The 25397-nt window shown below is 60.0% G+C and carries 19 protein-coding genes and 1 pseudogene; 5 read left to right on the forward strand and 15 right to left on the reverse strand.

Features of this window, described 5'->3' with window-relative positions:
* Positions 1–72: 72 nt before the first annotated feature.
* Positions 73–382 (forward strand): annotated as a pseudogene (locus tag FY152_23355) (LysR family transcriptional regulator).
* A gap of 156 nt (positions 383–538) precedes the next feature.
* On the opposite strand, the gene FY152_23360 reads toward FY152_23355, so the two are convergent.
* The 6 genes from FY152_23360 to FY152_23385 all read right to left on the reverse strand — a co-directional run bounded on the left by FY152_23360 (position 539) and on the right by FY152_23385 (position 6432).
* A complete protein-coding gene (locus FY152_23360) occupies positions 539–1660 on the reverse strand; it encodes a sn-glycerol-3-phosphate import ATP-binding protein UgpC (protein UXS35027.1) in 1122 nt (373 codons plus the stop codon).
* Positions 1661–1698: 38 nt separating this feature from the next.
* A complete protein-coding gene (locus tag FY152_23365; GenBank protein ID UXS35028.1) occupies positions 1699–2583 on the reverse strand; it encodes an ABC transporter permease subunit in 885 nt (294 codons plus the stop codon).
* Between the two features lie 7 nt (positions 2584–2590).
* Positions 2591–3481 (reverse strand): sugar ABC transporter permease, encoded by an 891-nt coding sequence (locus FY152_23370; protein UXS35170.1) that lies wholly within the window; start codon positions 3479–3481, stop codon positions 2591–2593.
* An 87-nt stretch (positions 3482–3568) separates the two neighbouring features.
* A complete protein-coding gene (locus tag FY152_23375) occupies positions 3569–4912 on the reverse strand; it encodes an extracellular solute-binding protein (GenBank protein ID UXS35029.1) in 1344 nt (447 codons plus the stop codon).
* Between the two features lie 261 nt (positions 4913–5173).
* On the reverse strand, positions 5174–5647 hold the full coding sequence (locus FY152_23380; GenBank protein UXS35030.1) for a VOC family protein: 474 nt from the start codon (positions 5645–5647) through the stop codon (positions 5174–5176).
* 194 nt (positions 5648–5841) lie between these two features.
* Positions 5842–6432, reverse strand: a complete 591-nt coding sequence (locus FY152_23385) for an isoprenylcysteine carboxylmethyltransferase family protein (protein ID UXS35031.1) — start codon at positions 6430–6432, stop codon at positions 5842–5844.
* A 270-nt stretch (positions 6433–6702) separates the two neighbouring features.
* Here FY152_23385 and FY152_23390 point away from each other — a divergent pair, with 270 nt between their 5' ends.
* From FY152_23390 to FY152_23400, 3 genes are all read left to right on the forward strand, one after another.
* Positions 6703–8487 carry a PAS domain S-box protein gene (locus FY152_23390; protein UXS35032.1) on the forward strand — a complete coding sequence of 595 codons (1785 nt, stop codon included), beginning with the start codon at positions 6703–6705 and terminating at the stop codon, positions 8485–8487.
* Positions 8488–8726: 239 nt separating this feature from the next.
* The gene (locus FY152_23395) at positions 8727–9620 is read left to right on the forward strand and encodes a lytic transglycosylase domain-containing protein (GenBank protein UXS35171.1); all 894 of its coding nucleotides are present in this window, start codon (positions 8727–8729) and stop codon (positions 9618–9620) included.
* A gap of 149 nt (positions 9621–9769) precedes the next feature.
* Positions 9770–10183, forward strand: coding sequence for a hypothetical protein (locus tag FY152_23400; protein UXS35033.1), 414 nt, complete (start codon positions 9770–9772; stop codon positions 10181–10183).
* Positions 10184–10228: 45 nt separating this feature from the next.
* On the opposite strand, the gene FY152_23405 is transcribed toward FY152_23400, so the two are convergent.
* From FY152_23405 to FY152_23415, 3 genes are all read right to left on the reverse strand, one after another.
* A complete protein-coding gene (locus FY152_23405) occupies positions 10229–13768 on the reverse strand; it encodes a TonB-dependent receptor (GenBank protein ID UXS35172.1) in 3540 nt (1179 codons plus the stop codon).
* Positions 13769–13963: 195 nt separating this feature from the next.
* A complete protein-coding gene (locus FY152_23410) occupies positions 13964–14887 on the reverse strand; it encodes a DUF4880 domain-containing protein (GenBank protein ID UXS35034.1) in 924 nt (307 codons plus the stop codon).
* An 87-nt stretch (positions 14888–14974) separates the two neighbouring features.
* On the reverse strand, positions 14975–15484 hold the full coding sequence (locus tag FY152_23415) for an RNA polymerase sigma factor (protein UXS35035.1): 510 nt from the start codon (positions 15482–15484) through the stop codon (positions 14975–14977).
* Positions 15485–15717: 233 nt separating this feature from the next.
* Between FY152_23415 and FY152_23420 the strand changes: the two genes are divergently transcribed.
* The gene (locus FY152_23420) at positions 15718–16701 is read left to right on the forward strand and encodes a 3'-5' exonuclease (protein UXS35036.1); all 984 of its coding nucleotides are present in this window, start codon (positions 15718–15720) and stop codon (positions 16699–16701) included.
* On the opposite strand, the gene FY152_23425 is transcribed toward FY152_23420, so the two are convergent.
* The 6 genes from FY152_23425 to FY152_23450 form a co-directional block, all read right to left on the reverse strand.
* Positions 16698–17615 carry a nucleoside hydrolase gene (locus FY152_23425; GenBank protein UXS35037.1) on the reverse strand — a complete coding sequence of 306 codons (918 nt, stop codon included), beginning with the start codon at positions 17613–17615 and terminating at the stop codon, positions 16698–16700. The genes FY152_23420 and FY152_23425 overlap by 4 nt on opposite strands.
* Positions 17616–17620: 5 nt before the next feature.
* A complete protein-coding gene (locus FY152_23430; protein ID UXS35038.1) occupies positions 17621–18727 on the reverse strand; it encodes an ABC transporter ATP-binding protein in 1107 nt (368 codons plus the stop codon).
* Between the two features lies 1 nt (position 18728).
* Positions 18729–20465, reverse strand: coding sequence for an ABC transporter permease subunit (locus tag FY152_23435; GenBank protein UXS35039.1), 1737 nt, complete (start codon positions 20463–20465; stop codon positions 18729–18731).
* Between the two features lie 216 nt (positions 20466–20681).
* Entirely contained in the window at positions 20682–21752 is a 1071-nt protein-coding gene (locus FY152_23440) for an ABC transporter substrate-binding protein (GenBank protein UXS35040.1), read from the reverse strand.
* Between the two features lie 66 nt (positions 21753–21818).
* Positions 21819–23024 carry an acetylornithine deacetylase gene (argE, locus tag FY152_23445; protein UXS35041.1) on the reverse strand — a complete coding sequence of 402 codons (1206 nt, stop codon included), beginning with the start codon at positions 23022–23024 and terminating at the stop codon, positions 21819–21821.
* Entirely contained in the window at positions 23021–25357 is a 2337-nt protein-coding gene (locus tag FY152_23450; GenBank protein UXS35173.1) for a glycosyl hydrolase, read from the reverse strand. Before FY152_23450 ends, argE begins: the two co-directional genes overlap by 4 nt.
* Positions 25358–25397: the final 40 nt, after the last annotated feature.

Raw genomic sequence — 25397 nt, forward strand, 5'->3', positions numbered from 1 at the left:
AAGATTTTTGCTGAAATTCTGCATTTGGCGATGATCCCGTCACCTGCGCCGGCCCTGTTTGCATCCCGTTGGGAAGTGCCGTGCGTGGCCGTGGTGGCGGAAAATCATCCGCTCGCCGGGAAGGTCGTCATCTCCGCCGAAGACCTTGCCGGAAACCGGCTTATCGCTTTGGTAAACTCCTTCCGCCTGCGCATGCGGATCAACGATGTGCTTTCCAGCCTCGGCCTCGACCCTTCCTCCGTGATCGACAGCAATGCGACCTGTTTCGCTTGCGCGGGTGCGCATGGGTCTCGGTGTCGCAATCGTCGAATCGATCACCTTCCTCGGCCTGCCGGGGAAGGGCGCGCACGTCATGCCGCTCTCTTTCCACATCCCGTTTTGATGTGGTTCCGTGACAGCGGCCGGCCAGTCAAGCCCGCAGCGGACGCGCCTTCGCGGCCGCTGGAGCCTTTTTGAGTAAAAGCCAATCGCTTTCACGTCTGGACAATGCGCTAAGACAAAGGGCACTTCCCGCGAACCCTCGTTCACGGGAAATGTTCTAGACCGCCAGCAGTTTCTCGTTGCCGATGCGGGTGGTCTCGACGGCGCCCTCGGTTTCGATCCGCTTGCCGGTGGCCGGATCGAAGAAATGAAGGTGGGCGGCGGGCAGGTCCAGGTAAATGCGCTGGCCGGGTTTTACCGAAAGGTCCTCACCAATGGCGGCGGAGAAGGTCTCTCCGGCGATATCGGCATGCACGATGCGGCCCGAGCCCAGTTCTTCGACGAAATCCACCACTGCCGGCACGCCGGCGCCATCCGTGCTGACCACGCATTGTTCCGGGCGGATGCCGACCGTCACGTCACGGCCGCGCAGTTCCAGCGCGGTTTCGGGGAAGAGTTTCACCGGCGTGCCTGCCAGCATCACGGCAGGGGATTCCACCTCCACCCTCGTGCTGAACAGGTTCATGGCGGGCGAGCCGATGAAAGAGGCCACGAAGGTGCTGGCCGGGCGATGGTAGATATCGAGCGGATGGCCGACCTGCTCGACATTGCCCCTGTTCATCACCACCAGCCGGTCGGCCAGCGTCATGGCTTCCACCTGGTCATGGGTGACGAAGACGGAGGTTGCGGACAGACGCTGGTGCAATTTGCGGATTTCCGCACGCATGGTCACGCGCAGCTTGGCGTCGAGGTTGGATAGCGGCTCGTCGAACAGGAAAACCTGCGGTTCGCGGATGATGGCGCGGGCCATGGCCACGCGCTGGCGCTGGCCGCCGGAAAGGGCTGCGGGCTTGCGCTCCAGATAGTCGGAAAGGCCGACGATCTTTGCTGTTTCCTCGATGCGGCGCAGGCGTTCGGCCTTGGGCACACCCGCGACCTTCAGCGCATAGCCGATATTACCCGCCACCGTCATGTGCGGATAAAGCGCATAATTCTGGAACACCATGGCGCAGCCGCGCTCGCGCGGCTCCAGCGTGTTGACGACGCGCCCGCCAATGGCGATCTCGCCTGAGGTGATTTCCTCCAGCCCGGCGATCATGCGCAGCAGCGTGGATTTGCCGCAGCCCGAGGGGCCGAGGATGACGACGAATTCGCCGGATTGGAAAGAGAGATCCACGCCGTGCAGGGTCGGGGTCTTGCCGTAGGATTTGCGGACCTGGCGAATATCGATCTGAGCCATGATAGGAGAACCTTGTTGTTGAAAGCCACGCGACGACGTCACTTGTCGGACGATACGAGGCCGCGGACGAACCAGCGTTGCAGGAAGGCCACGACGAGAAGCGGCGGCATGATGATGATGAGGGAGCCGGCCAGCGTGACGTTCCAGTCCGGTATGCCGTCTTCGGCTGGCAGAAGTGCGCGCAGCGACATCATCACCGTTTTGTAGGAGGGGTCGGTGACCATAAGCAGCGGCCACAGATACTGGTTCCAGGCATAAACGAACATGATGGTGGTGAGCGCTGCCATATTGGTGCGCGAAAGCGGCAGCAGCATTTCCACGAAGAAGCGCACCGGACCTGAGCCGTCCATGCGCGCGGCTTCCGCCAGCTCGTCGGGGATCGTCATGAAGAACTGCCGGTAAAGGAAGGTGCCGGTGGCCGTGGCGACCAGCGGCAAGGTGAGGCCGGAATAGGAGTTCAGAAGGTTCCACTCGACCGTCACTTCGATGCCGAAAAGTCCAAGAATGGAGCGGAACGGCTGGAAAAGATCGGCGGCCACCGAATAGGTCGGCACCACGCGCACTTCGAGCGGCAGCATCAAAGTGATAAAGACCGTCCAGAAAAACAGGTGTTTGAGCGGCGAACGGAAAAACACGATGGCGAAGGCGGTGCAGGCCGAGAGAGCCACCTTGCCGATCGTGACCAGCGTGGCCATGATGATGCTGTTCAACAGGGCATTGCCGAGATTGGCGCGTTCCCATGCCGTTGTGGCGTTGGTGAAAAACTCACCTTGGGGCATGAAGTTGAACGGTACGCTGTTGACCTGCTGCACTGACTGGCTGGCGCCGGAAATCACGACGATGAAGGGGCCGATGAGCAAAAAGAAGCCGGCGACCATCAGTATATAGGTCAGGGCGTCGGCAAAGGGTGTGCGCTGTATCATGGCCGCCTCACTTGTAATGGACCTGCCGCTCGACAAAGCGGAATTGGATGAAGGTGAAAACCATGATGAGGCCGATGAGGACGATGCTCTGCGCCGAAGCGCCGGAATAGTTCAGGCCCTCAAAGGCTTCGCTGACGATGCGGTAGACCATCACCTCGGTGGCGCGGTTGGGGCCGCCCTCGGTGGTGGTGGCGACGATGCCGAACGTATCGGCTCCGACGAAGCCCTCGGTCATCATGATCACGGTGAGGAAGAACAAAGTAGGGGCAAGCAGCGGCACCTGAATGTCGATGGCGCGGCGAATGGGGCCGGAGCCATCCATGGCGGCCGCTTCCGTCAGCGAGCGTGGCACCGATTGCAGGCCGGCGAGCACGAAGATGAAGGTGTAGCCCGCCCATTTCCAGATGAAGATGACGATGACGAGGATCAGCGCATGTTCACCGTATTTGGCCGGGTTCCAGATGTCCGGCCACCAGGCGTTGAGCGAGGCGGCAAGACCACGTTCCGGCGACAGGATGAAGCGGAAGGCCATGCCCGCGGCGGGGCCGGCAATGGCGTAAGGCAGGATGTACAGGACCCTGAAAAAGCCGGAGCCGGGCAGCGCGCGATCGACACACAGCGCCAAGACGAGGCCGATCAGGATGGTGAAGACAGGCCCGGCAATGGCAAAGACCATGCTGACGAGCACCGAATGCCAGTAAAGCGGATCGAGAAAGGTTTCCTCGAAATTGGCGAGACCGACGAACTCCGCAGCGCCGCCGAAAGGCGGTTCTAGCGTGAACGCCCAGTTGATGACCGCTGCCACTGGCCAATAGAAGAACAGAAAGATCAGCAGAAGCTGCGGCAGGGCGAACAGCACGGGCAACCACGTGCTTTTGAAGACGGCGCGCTTTTCCATGAAAAAACCGGCATTACTGGAGAAATGGGCGGACTTGCCCGTGAAGCAAGGCGTCACGGGCAAGTCCTTCGAAGTCGGGCGGGAAGCTTAGTTCAGCTTGGCGCCGGCATAGGTCTTTTCGAAGCGGCGCAGAGCGGCATTGGAGCGCTCGACGGCCTTGTCCAGTTCAGCCTGGACGTCGGCGTTTTGCATGAAGATGGCTTCGAGCGAGGTGGCGACTTCCTTGCGGATCTGCGTGAAACCGCCAAGACGGATGCCGCGGGTATAGTCGGAAGGCGGCGTAAACGTCAGGCTTTCGATTGCCTTTTCACGGCCCTTGTAAGGTGCCTTGTCGTAGAAGCCGTTGGCCTTCATGGCGTCGAAGCCGGTCTTGGTGACCGGGATGTAGCCGGTGACCGTGGACCACCACTGAACCATCTCCGGCTGGGCGATGAAGTTCAGGAATGCGGCAGCGCCCTTATATTCTGCATCGGGACGACCGGCCATGACCCAGAGCGAAGCGCCGCCGACGAGCGAGTTGTGGCGCTCGGTGCCTTTCCAGACCGGCAGCATGGCGACGTCCCACTTCACGCCTTCCGGCATGGTCTTGCCGACGGTGCCGTGATTGGCGATGGAGGTCATGAACATCTGGCAGGTCTGCGAGGTGAAAGCGGGCAGGATGTCCATGCCGAGCTGCTTCGTCTTGACGACAAAGAGCTTCTCGTCCTGCATCTTCTTGAAGAACTTGACGTGATCGACGAATTTCGTCTTGTTGATCGTCAGTTCGGCGTCAAGGCCCTGATAGCCGTTGCCCTTGGTGGCGATCGGCTGGTTGTGAATGGCGGAGAACTGCTCCATCAGCATCCAGGTGTCGAAGTTGAAGGCCAGCGGGCATTCGAAACCGGCAGTCTTCAGCTTCTTGGCGGCCTCTTCAACCTGTTCCCAGGTGTCGGGCTTGAAGGTGATGCCGGCTTTTTCGAAGGCGTCGATATTGTAATAGAACATCGCCGTGGAAGAATTATACGGGAAGGAGTTCAGCTCGCCCGAAGCCGTCGCGTAATAATTGGCGATGCCGGGAAAATAATTGTTCCAGTCGATCTTGTAACCATTGTCGGCCATCAGCTTCTTGGCCGGAACAAAAGCGCCGGAGAGCATCAGATCGAGGGTGCCGGCATCGTAGATCTGGGTGATCGCGGGCTGCTTCTTGGCGCGGTAGGCGGCAATGGTGTTCTGCAGCGTGGCGTCGTAATCATTCTGCGAGGTGCAGACGATTTCGAATTCAGCCTGCGAATCGTTGAACTTCTTGCAGGTGTCCTGAACGCGGTCGCCGAGATCGCCGGAGAGGCCGTACCAGAATTCGAACTTGGTCTTTTCTGCGTGAGCGGCGGTGGCGCCGAAGGCGGCCGCTATGGCGACGCCGGCCACGAAAGAAGTCAGAGCGGAAGATTTCATGTGTTGAGCCCCGTTGATGGATTTGATGGCATGATCGGCAAGGACATCATGTCCACAGCACGAAGCCACGGGCTCTGCTAGCAGCCGTCTTTGACGGATGGCTTACACTTTGTTGAACGTTTTATGATGACTGGCCGCGCAGGGGAACCTGCGCGGTAAAACAGCTGTAATAAAAGCCGTATTTGTGTTTTTATTGTTATTTTTCATATGGTTACGGTTTTTATATTATTTTTCTACCTGATGCTGAGTAGGGTTGCTGTGTCAACCGCGGCGTGCGGCCTCGATGGCGGCGACATCGATTTTCTTCATGTCCATCATGGCGGCAAAGGCGCGTTTGGCCTCTGCGCCGCCGGCGGCCATGGCCTCCATCAGCACGCGCGGGGTAATCTGCCAGGAGATGCCCCATTTGTCCTTGCACCAGCCACAGGCGCTTTCCTCGCCGCCATTGCCGACAATGGCGTTCCAGTAGCGGTCGGTTTCTTCCTGATCTTCGGTCGATATCTGAAACGAGAAGGCCTCGCTTTGTTTAAAGGCCGGTCCGCCGTTGAGCCCAATGCAGGCGACGCCGGCAACGGTGAACTGCACCATCAAAACGTCGCCTTCCTTACCGGAGGGATAGTCGCTCGGCGCCCGGTATACGTTGCTGACAACGCTGTCAGGGAACGTGCTGGCATAAAATCTGGCGGCGGCCTCGGCATCCCTGTCGTACCAGATACAGATCATATTCTTCTTCATTACATGTTCCTCCCAGATTGGAATCAGATTTACGCCCTGCCTCAGAGCGGCAGGGAAATCGGCCGGGCGTTGCCGGCTCCCCATCCGGCATAGAATGCAGCTGCCGGGCGAACGTTCCGGAAAGGTCGGCCAACCGCGCAATTTTTCGGGGATGCAGGCTGGGTCATGACGGCGACGCCGGCCCGCAGTCCTCGTTACAGCCAGCGCCTGACCCTGCGCCGATAGGCATCATAGGCGGGGCCCAGTTCCTTGGTCAGCACCCGTTCCTCGATCCTCACCTGCAGCATCACGGCGACAATGAGAGCAATGGCGACTGCAAATTGCAGAACCGTCGTGAAAACCAGCACCAGCCCCGCAAACAGCACGACCTGCCCGACGAAGACCGGGTTTCTGGAAAGGCCGAACGGGCCGGTATCCACGATGGCGCCGAGATGGCCTTCGGCCGCGCCGATGCGCCATGACCTGCCCATGTAGTGCTGCGCGTAAAGCGCGATCACGCCTCCGGCCAGCACCATCACCACACCGACGATACGGATTGCAAGGCCAGGCTCGCAACGGTTCAGAAGAAAGCCGGATTGCTGCGGACCCAGCCACAGGCTGACAAGCGGCAGAATGACGCCGAGAAGAAACGCGAGACGGAAAAGCATGGCGGGAAGGGTCTGGCGCTCGCGGCCCTTTGCAAAAAGCCAGACCGGTTCCCCCGTTTGTTTCGCCAGCCGCGCTGTCAGAAGCAGAAATCCGGCCACATATGCCCAGACGGCGAGCGTCGCAATAATATCGATCATATTTCCCCCAAAGACGACGGCGAGCCTCGCCGTCCCGATGTCAGGGGCAGCGTTTTTCGACTCGCTCAGGGCCGGGAATATAAATGCAAATATGTATCAATTTGACTTCATCCGCGGGCCGTGAAGTTTTGCGTCGGGCCTCTTTCGATCAGCTGGCGGATTTGCTTGGCGGGCATCAAAATTATTATTAAGTATTATTTAATTATGAAACAACATTATTGACGAATAATTTCCAGTGGAAACCATTTAGATGCCATCGGAGGATCGCACGTGAGTTTTCTTGATCGTGGTGCAAATGCTTTCGCGGTTCTGACCGCACTTTCCAAATCTCAAGCCATTATAGAGTTCGATATGTCGGGAAAGATTCTCACTGCCAACGAGAATTTCTGCCGTGCGCTCGGTTATGATCTCGCGGAAATCGTCGGCAGGCATCACAGCATGTTTGTCGAGCCCGCCATCGTATCTTCGCAGGACTACAAGGCCTTCTGGGCAAAGCTTGCGGCGGGCGAGTTCGACCAGCGGCAATATAAGCGCATCGGCAAGGGCGGCAGGGAAATCTGGATCGAGGCCTCCTATAATCCGGTGTTTCGCCGCGGCAAGCCGGTGAAAGTGGTCAAGATCGCCACCGATATTACCGCGCGCGAGCTGATGGCGGCGGAGGATGCCGGCAAGATCGACGCCCTGTCGCGGGCGCAGGCCATCATCGAATTCTCGCCGGATGGCGAGGTGCTGACGGCCAATGAGAATTTTCTGGCGGCACTCGGCTATTCGCTGGCTGAAGTCCAGGGCAGGCATCATTCAATGTTCTGCGAGCCGGCCTACACGCAATCCGCCGACTATGCGCAATTCTGGAAAAGGCTTGCCGGCGGCGATCTCGTGGCGGATGAATTCATGCGGCTTGGCAAGGGTGGCCGCAGGGTTTTCATTCAGGCCTCCTATAATCCGATCTTCGATTTGAACGGCAAGGTGTTCAAGGTCGTCAAATTTGCGACCGACGTGACCGGCCGGGTGGAAAATGTCGAAAAGCTCGCGCAGTCCCTGACAGAACTGGCCGAGGGCGATCTTTCACAAAGCATCGACAAGCCCTTTATCCCTTCGCTTGAACGATTGCGGACGGATTTCAACGCCGCCTCGGAAAAGCTGAAAAAGGCCATGACGCTGGTGTCGGAGAATGCCGGCGCCATTTCTTCCGGCTCGAATGAAATACGCTCGGCGGCCGATGATCTTGCCAGACGCACGGAACAGCAGGCAGCCTCGATCGAGGAAACGGCCGCAGCCCTTGAAGAGATCACCACTGCCGTCAACGATTCCAGCCGGCGGGCGGAAGATGCCGGAAAGATTGTCGCCCGCGCCCGCGACCATGCCGAGCATTCGGGCCAGGTGGTGCGCGATGCGATCGGTGCGATGGACCAGATCGAAAAATCATCACGCGAAATATCCAATATCATCGGCGTGATCGATGAAATTGCCTTCCAGACCAATCTTCTGGCGCTGAATGCGGGTGTGGAAGCCGCACGCGCCGGTGAGGCGGGCAAGGGGTTTGCGGTGGTGGCGCAGGAGGTCCGCGAGCTCGCGCAACGCTCGGCGACAGCTGCCAAGGAAATCAAGAGCCTCATCAACGCATCCGGCGCGCAGGTGGAAAACGGCGTCGGCCTCGTCACCAGAGCGGGTTCCGCCCTGCAGGAAATCGCCGCGCAGGTGCGCGATATCAACACCAATGTCGTGGCGATTGTCGATGCCGCTCGCGAACAGTCCACCGCACTTGCCGAAATCAACCAGGCGGTCAACACCGTCGATCAGGGAACGCAGCAGAATGCCGCGATGGTGGAGGAGCAGACGGCGGCGAGCCACAGCCTCGCGCGGGAAGCGGCGGCCCTGTTCGAACTTCTCGGGCAGTTCCGCTTCGATGACGCGCCGCGATCGACATCGTCTTCGCGCAGCAGCCTCGGGCAGCAAACTGCGCCGATCAGTTCGCGACGTTCCGCATCCCGTCCGCTTGCGGCACGCGGTTCGGCTGCAGTCGCTGCCAAACATGAGGAATGGCAGGACTTTTAGAGCGTTTCGCGTATAGGTGGGGCCAGTTTGAGGCTGGGACATTCGTGAACCGACGTCCCGGCCTCCTCGTTTTTGTGAAGGCACAGGAATGAGGAAAGGCCGAGAAACGGTCGAAAAACCAGAAACTTCCGTTGAAGAACAGCCAAGCTCTGGGCATATCGTATCGATTGGCTGATAATCGGCACATCGCGTGTGGAGTTTTCGGGGACTTTCGCTTGGCAGGGATATCGACAAGCCGCCTGGCTCTTCCCTTCTGTCTGCTGGCCGTCACCTCCGGCCCGACTGGCGCCGGGGAGCCTGCAAAGGAAAAAACAACCTGCGCCTACAGCCATGATGTTGCGCCGGAACTGTGCATCCGCGTCGGCAGCTACAATAATGATCTGTGCCATGCCATCGAGGTCCTGGCCGGGCGTCATGCCGTTCCGCCGGATTATTTCGCGCGGCTGATCTGGCGGGAAAGCCTGTTCCGGGCCGATGCGGTAAGCCCGAAGGGCGCCGAGGGCATCGCCCAGTTCATGCCGGGCACGGCAAGGCTGCGCGGCCTTCAGGACAGTTTCAACATCATTGCCGCGCTTGAGGCATCCTCGCGTTATCTGTCGGAGCTGAACACGCAATTCGGCAATTTTGGTCTCGCGGCAGCGGCCTATAATGCGGGCGAGGCGGGATTGCGGACATTCATCGCCACCGGTCGCCTGCCTATGGAAACCCGGGATTATGTCTTTGCGATTACCGGATACCCCGTGGAAAGCTGGAAGGACAATCCGCCGGAAAAGGCGGCCCCGGCGCTGGATGACAGCAGGTCCTTCATCGATGCCTGCCTGAAGTTGGCCGATACCCGCACCATGAACGATCCCGTCCTGATTTCCTCGGCGGACTGGGCACCCTGGGGCGTGCAGCTTGCCGCGCATTATAATCCGGCGGTGGCAAACCGGCTTTTCACCCGCGCCATAGGTCAGCTCGCGGAACCCCTTAACGCTGAACGAGCCTTGATCGTGCGCCAACGCGGCGGGAATTTCGGTTCGCGCCCGCGTTATGCCGCCCGCATCGGCCGCGAAACACGTGGCGAAGCCAATCAGCTTTGCGGTGCAATTCGGCAGGCCGGCGTTCCCTGCACCGTGTTTCGCAACAGGTAGGCGACTGTCATTTTAAGCCGATCATAACAAGTTGATCGGCATTTCGTTTGCGGCTCCTTCCAGCGGCAAACCATCGACCCTAGATTTGCGCCCGGGCCATAGTCGCGTCTTTTGCGACCACAGGCATTTTACGAGGGGAAGCATTAAAAATGAGATGGCTTGAAACCGGATGCCTTACGGCTGCGCTGACAATCGTCAGCGCCTGCTCCACCACCGGGCAGACGGAGATTTCCCGCACCGTCGCAGGCTTTGTGGGACAGCCCCGCGACGCCGCCATCGCCAGACTTGGCCGTCCGAACAAGGTCATCATCGAAAACGGCGCAACCGAGTCCTATTGGCTGAAGGTCGATGTCGAGACCTATGCCGGCCTCAGCAACAGGCGCGAGTATAAAACCGTCAATGGCCAGGCGCAGATATCGGAAACCGAGGGCATGAAGATCAAGGAGCACCGCCGTGACTGCATCATCAAGATCACTGCGGACGCCGCCTCCACCATCAGGACGAGCGAGATCATCGGTAATCCGGCCAGTTGCGAAAATATTCTAAATCGTCCGGCCTCCTGAACCGCGTCCGGGGGCGGAACGCGGCTCAGGAGGTTGCAAGGGGGCTCAGAAGCGATAGTTCAGCCCGACCTTGATGGCATGCATGTTCAGCGAATTCGAGGCATTGCGGCCGTTTGCTATTCCCGAAGTGCCGGCGTGGTCGACATATTCGTAGACCGGCGATTCATAGGGAGCGCAAACTTCCGGGTAGATGGCGCAAAGCCAGGCCATATTGGGATCATTGGCCAAACCGGGGTCGATCATCTCGGTGCCGGTCTGCTCGCTGGTCTGGTAGTCCTTGCCGGTGCCGGCGCGGGCATTCTTGAACTTGAAGGATTTGGCGCGGAAATGGCTGTAGCTGTAATCCGCCCTGATCGACCAGTTTTCATTCAGGGCATATTCCGCGCCAAGCCCGATGGTGAAGCCGGTCCGCGTGCCGGAGGCCTTCTCGACGAAGAACGCCGTTGTTTCGGAACCCATGGGGTTGGTAGCGCTCGCACTGTCTGAGACATACTGGTCGCGCCATTGGGTTTCCCGGGCAAGCGCCAGACCGGCGGTGGAGTAAACCAGCAGCCTGTCGTTGACGGCATATCCGAGTTTTGCCCGCAACCCGGCAGTCCAGTCGATGTCGTAGCTGGTGGTTGCGTCCACATGCCCGTTTTTCGCCAGTGTGGCATCCGTGGAGGCGAACTTTTCGATGCCGCGAAGATAGGTTTTGGTGTAATCGGCCTCGACGCCGACGACGAAGCCGTTTTCGAGCTGCCGGTCATAACCCGCATGCAGCCCGAATGCGCCGCCGCGCATGTTGAAATCGGCAGATTCCCGCGCGGCTGCATCGCTGAACGTTCCATCCAGAGAGGTCGTATTTCCTGCGATATTCAGGAAATCGCCGCCCGCATGAGCACCCACATTAAAGCCGGTCCAGTCGCGAACGAAGGCGCTGTCCGTCGGGCTACTGAAGGGGGAAAGGCCCGGCAGGGCTTCACCGCCGCCAATGGTTGCCGTAAGGCTGGCATAGATCGTCCGGCCCGGTCCCGGCTGTGTGACAAGGCCGAGAGGATCGACATAGAAACGATCGAACAGGTTTTCCACGCGCAGGCTCGCGGTCATGTTGTCGTTGATCTTGTATTCGGTAAACAGGTCGACCAGCGTATAGGGTTCCCAGTCCACGAGAGCGATGAATTCGGAGGCGCCCTGCGCCGTGACATCGCCATGTCCGATGGCGCGCGGTCCGACATAGGAGATGCGGCCGCCGACCGTCAGCCGGTCCTCGAGGAATTTCTGCGAGAGCGTCAGGTCCACCGTATATTCCGGCTGAACATGGTTGGTCGCATAGTCGCCGTAGAGGGACTTGCTGTCGCAGGTCTGGGTCGTGCGGCAATATTCGACATTCAGGAAATAATTGGCCGAAAGGTCCGCCGAAAAGCCGCCATTGGTATAACGGCCGGAGAGTTCGAGACCTGAAAATTTAGCCCGGGGAATGTTGCCGATATTGAGGGTCAGTACCGGTTCGGTCACCACGGTGCGCGAGATGTAATTCTTGACGTCCCAATTGAAATAACCGAACTTGATCATGGCGGTATCGTCGTCAGACAGAATCCCGTCGCGAATGATGTTGGTGCCGATTTCCCAGTTGCTGGACCGTTCCGGCTGGACGCCGGCATTGGCGATCACGCTGTTGAAGGCGGAGACGGATTCGATGATGGATGGCGATCTGAGCGTATTCGAATAGTTGGCGTAGAACTGCGTATTGTCGAACGGTTCCACCGTCACGCCGGCAGAAGGGCTGAAACCCCCGTCATCCACCGTCAGGCCGATGGGTTTGCCCTGGGCCTGATATTTTTCGTAGGGGTCAAATCGATCCTTGAGCCAATAATGCGAGTATCGCAGGCCGCCATTCAGGGTCAGCCAGTCAACGGGCTTATAGGCCGCCTTGGCGAAAGCGGCTCCCTCATGACGAATGGCATCGCGCGGCGTCAGCCAACCCTCGAGAACAGCGGCGTGCTCGCTGCCATTGGTGTCCTCTGCCCGGTAGGAAATGCCGTAGTTCAGATCGAGGTCACCGTAATCCGAGCTGAATTGCGAGCGGTTGGTAATTTCCGCGCCCCACATATTGGTGTCGGTGCCGACCCGGAAACCGGATGGCAGGCCGATTTTTTCGGGCGTCAGTCCTCGCCCGCCGCGCACGGGATTTCGGACTTCGAGATGGTTGAAGTAGAAATTCGACTTGAAGTCGATGAGATCATTATCCTCGGGGTTCCAGTTGTATCTCGCCGTGAACGTGTCGAGGCTGGTGCTGACCGTCTGTTCCTGTTGCTGCGCCTGTCCGGTATTCGAGGTCAGCCGCGAGGCAAGCCGGTCCCCGGCCTCGCTTCTATATCCCATATAACCGATCTGGAATGTCTGGTCGTCCGAAAGGCGTGCGGTCACTTTTGCCAGAAGAGATTGCGTTTCCAGCTCGGTGTTGAGGACTTCCTCACCCCCGCGATAGTTGACCAGACCTTCATTGATCATCGTGTTGGGAAGAATGCCGCCCCAATATTTCGTGTTGCCAATGTTTTTCGGAGAGGCGACGGGGCCGTGGCTGCCGGCGTGATAATTGCCCTGGCGACGATGCGCATAACCCGCAACGACATCGATGTCCTCGCCCTTATAGGCGCCGATCACACTGCCTGAGCCGGTCGTTGGCTTGAGGAAGGCGGGGCGATCCATCCCGTCGGCAGATGGTGTCGCGGTGCCCACGCCGGACTGATAGCTGTAGCCGCCCAGCGCGCCATCCTTCGGGCTTGACGAATTGGTGCCAAAACCGCCTTTGACCTTGAGGCCCCATTTCTCACCGTCCTTGACGATGTCATCGGCACTGACCGTCCTCATCGCGACCGAGCCGGCATTGCCGAAGGAAGCGGCGTCTGCCCCCTTGGTAATGTCGACGCCGGCGATGAAATCGGGATCGACATAGGTGCGGTTCGAGACGCCCTGATAGCCCTGATAGACCGTCACGGAATTCTCGGCGCCGTCTATCGTCGTGGCGACGCGACCCATTCCCTGCATGCCGCGAATATTGACGTCGATGGCGCCCGCGCCGTTGCGCGCCTCGCCGGACATGACGCCCGCCGTGCCGCGGAACATGTCGGCCGGGCTGGAGCCGCGAAAGCGGTCGATGTCCTCGCCCGAAATATAGGCCGTGGGGGCGTCGGTTCCGTAGGGCGCGTCGGGGCTGCCGTATCGCCCGCTTTTGCCGGTGACGGTGATTGTCTCCAGCGCGACTGTACCATCCGCCGCGGCTGCTTCCGGCGCCTGTGAGGCGTTGGAGACCGTCACGCGATCGGGCGCGGTAAAGCGAAAGCTCAGGCCGGTGCCGTCCAGAAGCTTGCCGAGCGCCTCGCGCGGTTGAAGGGCGCCGGCCGCGCCGGAAGTTTTCAGCCCCTTTGTCAAAGACGCATCGTAGAAAATCTGTATGCCGCTTGCCGCACCAAATCGCGTCAGCGCCACGTCAAGCGATCCCGCGGGAATGGAGAATTGGCGCAGCTCCTGCGCGTGAACCTGGGTGTGAGCGTAAAACGAGACGGAGCACGCCAGCGATGCGCAGAATGCCGCCAGCCTCAAACGCCCTGCGCGAGTACCGGATTTTTGTCCCGTCGCCAATAAATTCATCCCCGTAACCCCTTCAGTTTCGCCGCATCACTGCGGCCTCTGATAGGAAGGACGACCGAGGCGCGGAAACCCGAAAAGATTTCTGGAGTTTTTTGGTAATATTTTTGGTCGAACAATATCGTGGCAGGGTGAGGGTGTGAGCCGGGGTCAGACGAGGAGCAGTATTCCGCCGGCACCGATTGCCCGCAGATGCAGCGTTTCCTCAAGATGGGCGATAATATCCTGTGGCCGGTTGAGCTGGAAAACGCCCGAGACGTGCAGGGACCGCAGGCTTTCACGCGTGATGATGATCCTGCCACGCCGGTGCCGGTTCAGACTTGCGACGATGTCTTCAAGGGGACGATTGTTGAACACCAGCAGGCCTTCGCGCCAGGCGGAGGCGGTTTCAAGGTCGATTGCGGATTTTTCCTTGAGGCCGGAACGTCCGTAAGTGATGGCCTCGCCGGGAAGGAGCTGGGCATTGCCGAGACAGTGCACGGCAAGCGGGCCGGACAGGCATTCCACCGTCACGCCGCTGGCGTTGTGTGTCACGCTGAAGGAGCCGCCGGAAGCTTCGACATAACCGGCGCCGGCATTCACGACAAATGGCATGTCGGATGCCTGCCTGACCGTGAAGACCGCAGCGCCCGCCGTCAGATCGAACCGCCGTTCACCGTCGAGAGACAGCGCCGTGCCGCCATCCATAAAGGCGGTCGATCCGTCCGGCAGGTTCACATTTCGCTGCTCGCCGACCCCCGTTGAAAAATCCGCAAGCATTGAACCTATGGAGGGCATGTAACCGAGTTGCGGCAGCGCCACGGCGACGCCGGCAAAACCGGCTGCAAGGCTGCCGCCAATCATGAATGACCGTCTGGAGACGACGTTCGCGCGCGTTCGCGTTTCGGCCTGCAAGGCCGGGCCGAGATTGCGCCAGAGCGCCGATGCCTCGATGAAGGCGCGTTCGTGCTCGGCACTGAGATTGCGCCAATAGCTGAGCGCTTCCGTATCCTCGACCGTAGCCGCGCCGGAGTGCAGCCTGACGATAAAGGACGTGGCCTTTTTTCTGAGCGCATCGGATCCGTCGTTCAACACTCACCCCCTATCAAAAATTCCATCCGGGCACGGGAATTTCACATGAACCTCACTAGCTCTAACGATTGAAAACCGGAAATCCGAAAATTATCTGCGCCGCTCATGGCCCATTTTCTCCATGCAGTAATTGATCGCCCGGTTGATTTCCATTTCCACCGTGCGGGTCGAGACATGAAATTCCTCCGCGATCTCGGCATAGGGACGAAACTCCAGCCGCGCCGCGACGAGCATTTTTCGCTGCCGATCCGGCAATTCGCCGATGACCCGCATGAGTTCCCGGATCTGGTCGCGATCGATCACCTGTTGGTCCGGTAATGGACGTTCATCGCGAATTGAAAGCGCATCCTCGATCTGTTCGGTCGTCGCGCGGTGCTTGCGACCGCGCCCATGATCGATGGCAAGTGACCGTGCAATCCGCTTGAGATAGGGAACGGGGGCCTCGGAGGCATTGGAACTGTTCCTCGCCAGCTTGATCCAGGCTTCATGGGCAAGATCCTCGGCATCTTCCCGGGAACCCGTCATCCGCGTCAGATATCGCTTGATGTCCGACTGCGTTTTCAGGAATGCCGAGAGGAATTTGTCGTCGCGTTGCGTCATGACCGACCTGGGGATTGCGTTTGAGGCGATACCCCGCGCAGCGACTTATTTCAATACTTAACTGAAATAATCATGTTAAAATGGTTCTCTTCGCGACAGCCCCCTCGCAATGGTCCTCTGGCGGATGCGACCCGGTTTCTGTGGATGACGGTAACCGCTGTTGTGACGTTAAGCCTCTGCGCATATGCTGGACTACTCAATCTCGATTTCCGGCCAAGGCGGACAGGAGCACGATGACCTCCCAGTTGGATTTTTTTGCCCCCGCGGCGGCGCGGCTTGCCCAGGCCGAACGAGGGCGAAAAAAAGCGGGTGGTGGCGAAACAACGCAGAAGGCGGTTGCTGACGACGAGACGCTTGCCGCTTATCTCGAATCCACCGGCAGTTACCGCATCCTGCGCAGGCTTCAGCCCCGTGCCGTCGTCGAGCGGCCGAAACCCGGATTTCCCCGTCGGGGCATTATCCTTGATACGGAAACAACGGGCCTCGACCATCGAACCGACGAGATCATAGAAATAGGTGTCATCGCCTTCACATTCGACGATCAGGGTGTGATTGGCGATGTCACCGGTATCTATGGCGGCCTGCGCCAGCCCGGCATTGCCATTCCCGAAGAGATCACGCGCCTGACGGGTATTACCGATGAAATGGTCGCGGGACAGGCGATAGACATCGAGCGGTTGACGTCCCTTGTCGCCGATGCCGATCTCATCATTGCCCACAATGCCGGCTTCGACCGTCCCTTTTGCGAGAGCTTCTCGCCGATCTTCCGGGACAAGGCCTGGGCCTGTTCCGTAAAGGAGATAGACTGGCGGGCACGGGGCTTTGAAGGCAACAAGCTTGGTTATCTGATCGGCCAGTCCGGCTATTTCCACGATGGCCACCGCGCTGTCGATGATTGTTTCGCGTTGCTGGAGGTGCTGGAACAGCAGCGCCCCGGCCAGACAGGAACGCCCTTTGCCGAACTCCACGAGGCAAGCCGGCTGTCAAGGGTCCGCATCTACGCGGAAAACAGCCCGTTCGAGATGAAGGATCATCTGAAAAAACGCGGCTACCGCTGGTCGGACGGGTCGGATGGCCGGCCGAAATCCTGGTGGGTGGAGCTGCCGGAGGAAAAGCTCGAGGAAGAGCTGCATTTCCTCCGGACCGAAATCTACCGCTGGGACGCCGATCCCATGGTGAAGCGCCTCACGGCGTTCGACCGGTTCAAGGCCGGTTAGGCTTTTTTCAGTGCGTCGAGGAACAGACGCTCAAACGCCTGCGCATCCACCCCGGTGACGATTGTGGCGTTGGTTGCACGTCCGGCGAGATGCCGCTCGTTTATGGCGGCGATCACCTGTCCTGCTGCCGGACCACTGTCGGTGTAGATGGAGACATGGCCGGAAACGGTTTCGAAAATCTCGGGCGCCAGCATCCATGCGATGGCGCTCGGATCGTGCAGGCACGGATCCTTGGCGCCGTAATTGATCAGGAGATGGGCGGCTTCTTTCGCCGCCGGCGTTCCGATGGCTATGGCTTCGGCGATCATCCCCTCGGAAACGACGGCCTGGCGGGTAACGTCGAGGCCGAGCATGGTGATCGGAATGCCGCTGTCGAAGACGATGGAAGCGGCATGGGGGTCGACTGCGAAATTGAATTCCGCAAGCGGCGTTGTATTGCCCGGGCAGAAAGCCGCGCCGCCCATGATGGTGATCGCGCTGACGAATTCCGGCAATTGCGGATCGAGGAGAAGTGCGAGGGCAATATTGGTCAGCGGACCGGTGGCGCAGATATGCAGCTTGCCTTCCGCGCGCGCAATCCTCGAGATTTCTGTCGCCGCATGGCCGTCGCTCAAGGGCATGGTCGGTGCGGGCAGCGTGCTGCCGGCAAGCCCATCCTGACCATGCATGATCGAAACCCTGCCTCTGGAAGCCATGATGGGGCGTGCCGCGCCGGCATGGACCGGAATGTCCTGCCGCCCGGCAAGTTCCAGAATGCGCCGGGCATTGTTCAGCACGGGCTCGAGGCCGACATTGCCGGCAACGCAGGTGACGCCGATCATCTCCAGCTCATCGCGCCGGCCGAGCGCGAAAAGCATCGCCAGCGCATCATCGGCACCCGGATCGCAATCGTAGAGAAAACGCAAAGGAGCCATGGGTATCAATCCTTGTCGCTGAGGAAACGTGCGGATTCAGGCGACCAGCCGAAGCGGATGATCGTTCCCACCTCGACATCACCCTTCTGGGCAGGTGCCCTTGCGATGATCTCCTGTGCACCGGCATCGATGATGACGCGCAGTTCGGAGCCGCCATAAACGGTTTCGCGAACGCGTCCCTCACAAAATCCTTCGCCGAGCGTGATGGCTTCGGGCCGCACGACAATCGCGCCCTTCGTGCCCTCGGTCGGTGTGTTGCCGGGAATGGGCAACGTCCCGATCGCGGTTTGCAGCGCGCCATCCTTCACCGTGCCGCGAATGATGGACGAGGTGCCGATAAAATCCGCGACGAACAGGTTCTGCGGCTCTTCATACATCTGGCGCGGCGTGCCGAGCTGGGCGATCTTGCCGTCATTCATCAGGCAGATGCGGTCGGAAAGGGCGAGCGCCTCCTGTTGGTCGTGGGTGACGAAAATGATCGTCGCACCCGTCTCGCGATGGATGCGCTTGATTTCGATCTGCATCACCTCGCGCAGCTTGGCGTCGAGGGCGCCGAGCGGTTCGTCCATCAGGATGATGGCCGGATCGTAGACGAGGCAGCGCGCGAGCGCCACGCGCTGCTGCTGGCCGCCTGAAAGCTGCGAGGGCGAGCGGCCGGCGGCATGGGCAAGACCGACCGTCTCCAGCGCCTTCGTTACCTTGAGGTCGATTTCGGACTTCGGAAGGCTGCGCATCTTTAGTGCAAAACCGACATTCTCGGCCACGGTCATATGCGGAAACAATGCGTAATTCTGGAAGACGACGCCGATGTCACGCTTGTTGACCGGCGCGTAGGTCTGGTCCTTGCCGTCGATGACGACCGTTCCGGCGCTCGGCTCCTGCAGGCCGCAGATCAGTTGCAAAAGGGTGGTCTTGCCTGAACCGGACGGTCCGAGCAATGTCAGCAGTTCGCCTTTGCGAACTTCGAGATCGACGTGATCGAGGGCGATGGTCGCGCCATAAATCTTGGCGAGACCCTTTACCCTGAGCTTGTGTTCGGGCGTGGCGGCAGAGGTAGCTGACATGTCTGGAGAAATTCCTTTGGTCGTGAGGGGAGAGGCTGGCGCGCGCATGTCAGCGGGGCCTTGCCTTTTCGGCGATGACGAAGAGGACCGTCACCACCACCACGATGAAGACCGAGGCCGCGGCCAGGGTGGGGGAAATGCTGAGGATGATATCGTCCCACATCTGTTTCGGCAGCGTCTGCTTGACACCGGCACCGACGAACAGCGCAATCGTCAGTTCCTCGAAGGAGTGAAGCAGGCCGAACAGGAATGCGGCAACCGCGCCACCCTTGACGAGCGGCAGGAGAATTAGCCGGACCTGCTGCCAGCGGTTGGCGCCCAGCGTTGCCGCAGCCTGCAGCAGACGCCAGTCGACGCTGCGGAAGGTCGTAAGCAGAATGACGAAGACGATCGGCATGGCTGAAAGCGTATGCCCAAGCACGATACCGGTATTTGTCGCGATCAGGCCGACCTTGGCGAGAACGTAGAACAGGGAAACGCCGATGACGATGTTCGGAACCACCATGGGCAGCATGAAGGAGAGAAAGATCAGCCCGCCGGCTTTCCGGTGCGAGCGCGCCAGACCATAGGCGGCAAGGCCGGAAATGATGGTGGCGATGACGCCGGCAACGACGGCGATGATGGCGGAACGGGTGGTTGCGCCCATCCACTGGTCCGATCCCATATAGGCCTGGAACCAGCGCAGCGAGAAGCTCTTCGGCGGAAATTCGAGAAATGTCGATCCGGAAAAAGCCATCGGCGGAAAGGCGAGCACGGGTACGATCAATATCGCAATCACCAGCCAGACGAAAACGGTAAACGCACCGCGTCCGAGACGCGCCGGCAGCAGGCGGGCGATAAATTCGCTGATCGCCGCGCCGCACTCGATGACGATGCCGCCGATGGCTCCGATGACGCCTCCGCGCCTTGCCACCGCCCCGTGGCCGGACACGGAGGACATGCCGAAGAAGCGATCGTAAACGGCGATGGTGATCAGCGTGACCGCGAGCAGCAGGGCGGCGAGAGCGCCGGCGAGCCGCAGGTTGAAGAGCTTCTGCACCTGGGTGATCATCATCTGTCCGATGACGGTTTCATTGGGCGAGCCGAGCAGCGCCGGCGTGATGAAAAAGCCAAGCCCCATGACGAAGATCAACAGGCCTGCGGCAGCGACGCCCGGCATGGAGAGCGGTACGAAAATCCGCCAGAAGGACTGGCTGCGGCTGGCACCCATGGTCATGGCGGCCGGAACGAGGCGGCTGTCGATGGAAAGCATCGTCGGAAGCATGGTCAGGATGGCGATGGGCAACATGGCGTGGGCCATGCCGAAGACGACCGCTCCCCGTCCGTAAAGCAGGTTGAGTTCGGTATCGAAACCCATGCTGACGAGCAATTGTGCGACGATGCCCTTGCGCGCAAGAAGCACGATCCACGCGAAATTCTTCAGGAGCGGGCTTACCCAGAAGGGCAGGAGCACAAGCCACATCGCCATGCGCCGCCGGCGTTCCTCCATGCCGGCCAGCCAGACCGCAATCGGGTAGGCGACAAGCAGGCAGACGATGGTGACCTGCGCGGCGATGGCGAAGGTGTTGGCAAGGACTTTGACATAGACGCCCGCCGAAAACATCTGGCGGTAGACGGAGAGGTCGAAGGCGCCCGTTTTCGGATCGACGAAGGATTGCCAGATCAGCGCGCCAGCCGGAAGGATCAGCAACAGCGCCATATAGGCGAGACCCGGCGTGGAAAGCCAAAGGCTGTCGAGCGTCGGGCGTCGGCTGGCAGGCGTTTGTGCGGCGGAAAGTTCAGCCATGGAGTTCTCGTTTGTTGAAATGGCCCGTTCCAGCTTGAAGCGCCGTGCGCCCTTTCGGGCGCACAAAAGACGATCTAACACTTTGATCTGCGCATCGTTACGGACAAATCGAATAGGATTTTCTGTTCGATGCGCCAGCGGAACCGGGCCACCCTCTGTCAGAAATGCAGCCCCGCCGAAAGGCGGAGCCGGGAATTCAGGTGGTCTGGCCAAAAATCAGCTGAGAATCCACTGTTCGAAGCGCTGGGTAAGATCATCCTGATGCTCCGCCCAATAGGCGGCGTTGAGGATGGTCAGGCCCTTGATGTTGTCCGGAGCCGTCGGCAGGAGAACCGCCTTTTCCGCGCTCAGGTGATCATAGGCCTTCATGTTGGTGGGGCCGCAGGCAAGAAGATCGGTATAGGCGGCCTGACGTTTGGCGTCGAGGCACCATTCGATGAACTTGCGGGCGAGATCGGCTTTTTCGGTATTGCCGGCGATGGTCCAGCCATCGATGTTGAACAGGCCGCCGTTCCAGACGATGCCTGCCGGTGCGCCGGCATTGATTGCCGCCTGCGCGCGGGTCGACCAGGTGGACATCATGTCCAGCTCGCCATCCTTGAGCAGCTGCGTGGCATGGGCGCCCGAGGTCCACCAGATGTTGATCTTGGACTTGATCTTGTCGAGGCTCTTGAAGGCGCGATCGACGTCGAGCGGGTAAAGCTTGTCGAGCGGAACGCCGTCGGCCAGCAGCGCCATTTCAAGCGTGGTGACAGGGCTGCGCCACAGGCCACGACGGCCTTCGAAGGCCTCGACATTCCAGAAATCGGCCCAGCTCGTCGGCACCTTCTTCATGGTGTCCTTGCGATAGCCCATGGCAAGCGCGAAGATTGCCACGCCCGCGAAATCCGGCTCAAACGTATTTGGCGTGAAGTCTTCCTTGTTTGGAACCTCGATGTTGAGCGGCAACATGTACTTGTCGCCGAGCTGGCGGATGCGCAGCACATGTTCCGGCGTCATCAGCGCGACGTCAAACAGCTTGGTGTCGGTATCGACGGCCATCTTGTATTGCGGGATGGGGTCCGGCTCATTGGTGTTGGTCTGGATCACGACGCCGGTTTCAGCGGCAAATGTGTCGTAGAATGCGACCTTGAAGCCCTCGTAGAATGCGCCGCCCATGTCGCGCACCACCAGCGTTTCACCGGCGAATGCACGCGTGCCTTTCAGAACTGTCGGCGCCGCCAGAGCAACGGCTGCAAGTCCCGTGGTTGCCTTCATGAATGTGCGGCGTGAGAAACTGTTATTCATTGTACCCTCCGTTATTGGTTTTGATCTTTATCAGCCTACATTTGCCAACCGCGCGGCTTCGGTAAATTACAATTTTCCGTTCATCTGCTTTGGGACATGCGAAGCAAGTTGGCCATGGCTGCGGCAAAACCTTTCCACTGCCCTGGCAAGCGCCTCGTCGCAGGCGGCAAGTTGGGTTTCGTCGATGAATTCATCGGGCCGATGCCCCTGATCCATGCTGCCGGGACCGCATATCACCACCGGAACATCAAGCGCCTGGGCGAAAAGCCCGCCCTCCGTGCCGAAGCTCAACCGGCATTGCGCCGTGTCCACCGGCAAGCATTCTGAAAAGGCTGCGACTGCTGGATCGTCCAGCTCGGTCGACAATCCGGGGTAGCTGCCGGTATTTTCTATGTCGAGTGCGGCTTCGGCAAAACGGGCCTGATGGGGTTTCAACGCCATCTGACCGGTCTTGCGGATGCTGTCTGCAAGCGCCAGAGGATCGTCCGCCGCGAGCATGCGGCATTCCATAAACAGTTCTGCGCGATCCGGCATCAGATTGACGACCGTGCCGCCGGTGAGCTTGCCGACATGCACGGTGGCGTAGGGAACCGAATAACCCGTTTCATATGGGCCTTTGGCCTCGATTTCATCCTGCAATCGACGCAGGCCGGAGATGAAATCGGTTGCGATGTGCAGGGCGTTGAGAGCCAGCGGCGCTTCTGCGGAATGACGCGGCGAGCCCGTAAACGCGACGTGGAAAGCCATTTTGCCCTTGTGCCCGAGCCCCAGCCGCATGGATGTGGGTTCGCCAACGACAATCAGGTCGGGAAAAATACCGCGTGCCGAAATATCGTCGATCATCGGCCGCACACCGACGCAGCCGATTTCCTCGTCATAGGAAATGGCGATCCATAGCGGGGCGGTCAGGTTTGTCGTCTCCATCCTCTCGGCCAATGCCATGACGCAGGCGACGAAGCCCTTCATATCTGCTGAGCCGCGGCCATAGAGACGTCCGTTGCTGCGCGTCATTTCGAAGGGCGGAACGGTCCAGTCCTGCCCAGCGGCTGGAACCACATCGACGTGACCTGACACCATCAGACCGCCGGCGACATCGGGCCCGAAGCGGGCAAGAAGGGACGCCTTCTTCCCCGTCGCATCTGGAAAGCGCTCGCAGGTCGCGCCGGCCTTCCGCAACGCGGTTTCAATTTCGGCAATCAGCGGCAGGTTCGTTTCCGCGCTGACGGTGGGATGGGCGATGAGACGCGCCAGCCAGGCTTCCGTCGGTGTCACAATCTCGCCTCCGCTGCATCCATCGTCGCATTGATCTCCTTGATGAGATGAGCGACCTCGGCCTCGGGGATGGAAAGGCGCAGACGCCGCTCCAGCGATGTGAAAATGCCGAAGAAGGAATTTGCGCAATGCTGAAGCATCCGCATCGCATCTTCCGGCGAAATATTGCAACGGGCGGTGAGATAGGCGCAGATACCGTCGCAGGCGATTGCATTCGGAAGCACATAGGCCGGCTGCGTGTCATAGGCCAGGCGGCGGAACGGCAGGACCGAAGGTTTCAGCTTGAGATCGGCGCTGAGTTGCGGCGAACGTGAGGAAGCCCCGACGACGAGGCGCGCCTCGACGCCTTCCAGCACCCAGCGCTTGAGGGCGGGATCCCAGATCGCCAGATCGGAGCCTTTCAGCGTGAGCTGGATTTTCCTGCTTTCGCCCGGTTGCAGCACGGGCTTTGCGAAGCCCTTCAGCTCCTGCGGCGAGCGCTTAAGCCTCTTGCCCGGTGCCTGAAGATAGAGCTGCGCGACTTCTGCACCGGCACGATCGCCTGTGTTGGTGACCGTGAAGGCGACGGTGATCTCGTCGTTCAAGCCGATCTCTGTGGCGGAAAGAGACATCTCCGCATAAGAAAATGTGGTGTAGCTCAGGCCGTGGCCGAAGGGGAACAGCGGCTCGATCTCGCGCATGTCATAGGATCTGTAACCCACATGAATACCTTCTCCATAGACATGCTGGCCGTTTTCGCCGGGATAGTGGAGGAAGCCTGGAACATCGGTCAGGCGCTTCGGGAAGGTGACGGAAAGTTTGCCTGAGGGATTGACGGCACCGGTCAGCACGTCGGCAACGGCGCCGCCCATCGCCTGTCCGGAATAGAAGGTGACGAGTACCGCGCCCACCTTGTCAATCCACGGCATTTCAACCGCGTCGGGGCAGGCGATGACGACCGCAACCCTGTCGGAGACTGCAGCAAGCGCCGCGATCATCTCGTCCTGTCCGGGACCGAGCGTCAGAGTGGTGCGGTCGGAGCCTTCGCCGTCATAGGCGCCCTCGGTCGAGGTATAGACCAGCACGAGGTCCGCATTGGCGGCCAGTTCGAGGGTCTCGGCATCCGCTTCCGTGCGGAAGGTCAGCGTCTGGTCGGCGCCGAGTGCCTTCTGTAATTGCTCCAGCGGCTGATCCACCATGGTCGGAATGGTGGTGGCGCAACCCGAACCCTGGATGACCGGCGTGCCGGCATCACGGCCGACGACGACGATCCGCCGCATCCCGGGCCGGATCGGCAATAGGCCCTCATTACGTACCAGCACCATGGAGGCCGCCGCCATCGCACGCGCCTCGGCGTGATGCTCGTCCGCCGTATAGGCGGGAACCGCACCTTCTGCGCCCTTGTGGCAAAGTTCGATCAGATCCAGCATTCGTTTGCAGGAGAGGTCCACTGTTGCGGCAGGGACCGTACCGGAATTGAGTGCTGCGAGAAGATCGGCCTTTCGGCGCGGGCTTTCAGGCATGTCCAGGTCACCGCCCGCAATCAGCGAGGCGGGGCGGTCCTTGATGCCGTGCCAGTCTGAAACGACGACGCCTTTAAAACCCCACTCCTTGCGAAGAACATCATCAAGGAGCCATGGGTCCTGCGAGGCCTGAACGCCGTTGAGGCGGTTATAGGAGGACATGATCGTCCAGGGGTTGGACTGCCTGATCGCGATTTCGAAGCCCTTGAGATAGATTTCACGCAGGGCGCGCTCATCGACGATACTGTCCATCGTCGTGCGTTCCACCTCGGAATTGTTGCAGGCGAAATGCTTGAGCGACGTGCCGACGCCCTGCGACTGGATACCTTCGATCACGGCCGCCGAGAGCCTGCCGGTCACGAGCGGGTCTTCCGAATAATATTCATAGGAACGGCCGGCGAGCGGCGTGCGGCGTATGTTGATGCCGGGGCCCAGCAAGAGGTGCACGCCCATCGCCCGGCATTCCTTGCCGAGTAAGGTGCCGAGGCGCTGCATCAGCGCTTCGTCCCAGCTGTTGCCCATGGCCGAACCGTTTGGAAAGCAGGTGGCGGGCTTCATTTCGCCCCAGGCGATGGAAACGTCGCTGGCCCGCTGGTTGACCACGGACAGGAACGCATCGAGGTCCATGCCGCCGCGTTCATCACTGTCGATCTGGGGAATGGAGTAACGCACGCCATAGGTGCCGTCCGTCATGACGATGGGCTTGATGCCATGCGCGGCAATGCCTGCTGTCTTCCACATGCCGAAGCCCGACAGCAGATCGACCTTTTCCTGATTGGTCATCGCATCGACGATCCTGTCATTCGCGTCTGCGGGTTGATCGGCGAACATGGTCGTATCGGACAAGGGAGCCTCCGTGAAAACAGGGGCC

Source organism: Agrobacterium tumefaciens, from assembly GCA_025560025.1.
In the GTDB taxonomy this organism is placed as follows: Bacteria; Pseudomonadota; Alphaproteobacteria; order Rhizobiales; family Rhizobiaceae; genus Agrobacterium.